4 protein-coding genes are annotated in these 4,400 nt (G+C 56.4%); all 4 read left to right on the top strand.

Annotated features, from left to right (window positions below):
* Positions 1–191 (top strand): hypothetical protein (locus B2W52_RS21795; protein WP_286804068.1); only part of this gene is annotated, 191 nt, incomplete at its 5' end.
* On the top strand, positions 188–1,462 hold the full coding sequence (locus tag B2W52_RS21790) for a TRAP transporter large permease (RefSeq protein WP_106763390.1): 1,275 nt from the start codon (positions 188–190) through the stop codon (positions 1,460–1,462). The genes B2W52_RS21795 and B2W52_RS21790, both read left to right, overlap by 4 nt.
* Before the next feature lie 22 nt (positions 1,463–1,484).
* Positions 1,485–2,933, top strand: coding sequence for an aldehyde dehydrogenase family protein (locus tag B2W52_RS21785; RefSeq protein WP_106763392.1), 1,449 nt, complete (start codon positions 1,485–1,487; stop codon positions 2,931–2,933).
* 30 nt (positions 2,934–2,963) lie between these two features.
* Positions 2,964–3,836: an NAD(P)-dependent oxidoreductase gene (locus B2W52_RS21780; RefSeq protein WP_286804067.1), complete on the top strand. Its 873-nt coding sequence runs from the start codon at positions 2,964–2,966 to the stop codon at positions 3,834–3,836.
* Positions 3,837–4,400: the final 564 nt, after the last annotated feature.

Raw genomic sequence — 4,400 nt, 5'->3', positions numbered from 1 at the left:
ACTTCGGGACGGCAATGGCAATCCGGGTGCAATCACAAATGCTCGCGGGGCTTGGCATTTCCATCGCCTGGGCATATGCCGCGATGCCCGTGGGTGCCGGTTTTACTCTGATCGCCGTTGTGACTCGACTGATTGCCCAAATAAGGGGCCAGGAGTCTATTGGCCCTGTCCACGGGGGGGACCCGGTATGAATGCTGCTATTGGCCTGTCACTGATCATACTTTTCAGTCTGGGCGTTCCTATTGCCATTTCGATTGTGCTGGCATCCATCATCGGCATTGAGTTTTTTTCCCCTCTGCCGCTGTTGCTGGTTCCCCAGCAAATGTTTGTCGGTATCGACAGCTTTCCGTTGATGGCGATTCCGTTTTTCATTCTGGCGGGCAATCTGATGTCCGCGGGCGGTATCTCCCGACGGCTGGTGGATCTTGCCAAATCCATGGTAGGTGGCCTTCAGGGTGGTCTTGCCATGACCTGCGTTCTGACCTGCATGATGTTTGCAGCGGTGTCCGGGTCCAGCGTGGCAACAACCTTTGCAATTGGCTCAATTCTTATTCCCGCCATGGTCAAGCATGACTATCCGCGCCCACTGGCTGCGTCGATCCAGGCTTCGTCGGCTGAACTGGGCGTTCTGATCCCGCCTTCCATTCCTCTGATTCTCTACGGCGTGAGCACGGATACCTCCATTGGAAAGCTCTTCATTGCCGGTATCGGCCCGGGGCTTCTGATTGGTGGCGCGTTACTGCTGTTCCTTTTCCTGTTCTGCAAGAAACGCGGGTATGGATTGCGAGACAGAGAGGATCGTCATGACTTTATGACCGCCTTCAAGCGCGCATGGGCGGCTTTGCTGATGCCGGTCGTTGTTATTGGCGGTATTTACGGTGGTGTGTTTACGCCCACTGAGGCTTCTGCAGTGGCGGTCGTTTACGCCCTGATCGTTGGGGGACTGGTATATCGGGAACTGCCAATGGCTGAACTGTTCCCGATTTTTCGGGAAAGTGTCATATCAACGGCAGCTGTGATGCTGATCATTGCGGCGGCGGCGCTGTTCAGCTTCCTGATCAGCCGTTCTGGGCTGCCGGGTGAAGTTGCTGCATGGGTGACTCAAATTTTTGAGAGCCCTATTGCCTTTTTGCTGGCGGTTAACGTGATGCTGTTAATCGTCGGTATGTTTATTGAGACGTCGGCAGCAATTCTGGTGCTGGCGCCAATATTTACCCCCATCGCAATCCAGTACGGTATCGACCCGGTTCATTTTGGCCTGATCGTTGTTGTGAATCTGGCGCTTGGGATGTTCACACCGCCGTTGGGGGTCAATCTGTTTGCAGCGTGTGCCGTCGCGAAACTGTCTATTGATCAGCTACTACCCTGGTTGATGCGGTTTGTGCTCGTAGTATTGGCATGCCTCCTTGCCATCACCTATATGCCCTGGATCTCTATGGGGCTTGTGGACCTTCTGTACTGATCGCTAACCATGGAGGCCGGACATGCTTTCGTTACCCGATATGCCAACAGAAAAAGCATTGATTGGCGGTGAATGGGTCGCCACCCGCTCCACGCTCACGGTTGAGGCGCCCTCCTACGGAGAACCCATCGGCCAGATTGCCAGGTGTGGGGCTGGTGAAGTTGACGCCGCGGTCCGCGCGGCTTCGGGCGCACTCACTGGCTGGTTGACGTGGACAGCGCGTTCACGTGGCCAGTGGCTCCTGGACTTTGCCCAGGAGATTGAACGAAACGAGGAGCAGTTGTCGGCCCTGGAGTGTGCCGATACTGGCAAACCGATGTCTCAGGCTCGGGGAGACATAAAGGCGTGTGCCCGCTACTTCCGTTTCTATGCCGGCGCCGCCGATAAACTCCATGGGGAAACAATCCCTTTCGAAAGTGGCTTTTCGGTCATGACGTTGCGGGAGCCTTTCGGAGTGTGCGCGCAGATTATCCCCTGGAATTATCCGGCGCAGATTTTCGGGCGTTGCGTTGCCGCATCCCTGGCGGCGGGTAACACGGTTGTGGTCAAACCGGCCGAAGATGCCTGTCTGAGCGTGTTGCGACTGGCTGAACTGGCGATGGAGTGCGGTCTTCCTGCGGGCGTGCTCAATGTTGTTCCCGGGCTTGGGCGCGAGGCTGGCGCTGCCTTGGCGGCTCATCCACGGATTGACCATCTGTCGTTCACCGGCTCACCGGAGACGGGCACCCTGGTGACTCAGGCGGCGGCCAGGCACCACGTGCCCGTTACCCTTGAGCTGGGTGGTAAGTCGCCACAGATCGTGTTTGCCGATACCGATATTGAGGCAGCACTTGAGGCAGTCGTAAGAGGCATTGTTCAGAACGCGGGCCAGACCTGTTCAGCGGGTAGCCGATTGCTTATCGACGACGCGGTGGCGGATCAATTTCTTGATCGCCTTGCTGAGCGCTTTTTCGCATTGCGCTGTGATGTCGGTGAGGCCGATGCGGATTGCGGCCCCTTGATCAATGCACGGCAAAAATCCGTGCTGGAATCGAGGCTTGAGGCGGCGCTTTCCAGTGGTGTACGAGTTCTTGCGAAAGGCAGGCTGGCCGATACGGCACCAGGAGCAGGACATTTTGTAGAGCCGCAGGTTCTGGTTGATATTCCTGAGGGCCATGAACTGTTGAGGGAGGAGTTGTTCGGACCTGTGCTGGTTGTACAGCGTTTCCGGTCTGAGGACGAGGCCCTTGCGTTGGCCAACGAAACGGACTTTGGCTTGTGCGCGGGCGTGTGGACGACGGACGGCGGGCGGCAATGGCGCCTGGCCAGACAGCTTCGATGTGGGCAGGTGTTTATCAATAATTACGGTGCCGGTGGTGGCATAGAGCTGCCTTTCGGCGGGGTCGGGCGTTCGGGCCATGGTCGCGAGAAAGGTTTTGAGGGATTGCGCAGCTTCACCCGCATTAAAACGGTCGCAGTTCGGCATGGCTAACCATCAAATCGCTGTTTGGGAGAGAGCATAATGTCGCATAGGGACAGAGTCGGAGTTATTGGTGTTGGCCTGATGGGCCATGGTATCGCGCGGAACCTTCAACGGGCAGGGTATCCCCTGAGTTTTCTTGAGCATCCTGGCAATCAACCCGCTGAGGATCTGGTGTCTGCGGGAGCCACGCCTCTGAAAAGTGCTGGTGAGGTGGCCCGGCATTCTGACATCGTTATCCTGTGCGTGACCGGCTCACCTCAGGTCAAGGCGGTGCTCTTTGAGTCTGGGGGTGTGTTGGAGGGGCTGCGCCCGGGAACCATAGTAATTGATTGTTCCACAGCGTTGCCCAGCTCGACAGCAGAGGTTGCCAGGCAGGTTAATGAAGCTGGCGGACGGTTCATGGACGCCGCCATGACCCGGACGCCCAAGGAAGCGGAAGAAGGGCGACTTAATCTGATCGTTGGCGCGCCTGATGCCCTGTTCTCGGAAACATTGCCGTTGCTTCAGAGTTTCGCGGAAACCATTACCCATGCCGGTGGTGTGGGAGCAGGGCACACTCTGAAACTTGTGCATAACTTCGTGTCGCTGGGTTTTTCGGCGGTTCTTTCCGAGGCGGTCGCGGCGTCTCGCAAGGCGGGTATTGACGACGAATCTCTGCTTTCCGTTCTCGGCAATGGTGGAGGCGGTGGTGTGATTCTGGAGAGATTGCGGCCCTATATCGAACGGAATGATCCGTCAGGTTTCCGGTTCAGCATTGCCAATGCAAATAAGGACGTCGGTTACTATCGGGCCATGCTTGAAGATTTAAAAAGCGCCAGAGCCATTGCAGATACGGTCGGTGAACTCTACGGCTCCATCGATGATCAAGATGCCACTGTGCCGGAATTGATTCGACTTCTGCAAACACATTAATGTTTGACGTAGATACCCACGCCCTTGGCCCTGAGGGCGTCCAGAGATCGTTGTCGATTCTCCGCTGGCCATCGGGGTCTCCCCGAACCTACCGGGATTTGAAGTCGTTAAATGCGTGTTTCTGGATGGGCACTAAGTAGGGGCAACCCGGTGCTTTTGAAGTTGCATTGAACCACAGAGTCAGCCGCGGCCTTTCCCGACCAGGGAAGGAGGTTTTAGATATTTTCGCAAACCGATGCGGGCGATAAAGAACGTGGATTCTGGCCGGCGGTGTGGCACATTCAGGGCAAAATACTAAGATAATATGCCCAATCTGCCACACCTAGACGGGGTAGCCAGTGACAACTCGCCAGCACCCCACCCGCTTATCTCTGGTCGGGGTGCCTTTAGATCTCAATCTACCCCCAAAACCTTGAACACCGCATCCACCGGATCCGCATAGAAGTTGGTCTGGAATTTGGTAAACAACTCCCCAGGCACGGTCGGAATATCCCCAGCACTGGTAATCGGCAGAGCCACTCGCTTACCACCACCATCAAGGGCAATCTGCAAACACTCAGCGAG

Origin of the sequence: Marinobacter sp. UBA2498, assembly GCF_002341575.1 — a bacterium.
GTDB lineage: Bacteria > Pseudomonadota > Gammaproteobacteria > Pseudomonadales > Oleiphilaceae > Marinobacter > Marinobacter manganoxydans.
This window is presented reverse-complemented; position numbering and strand designations above follow the sequence as displayed.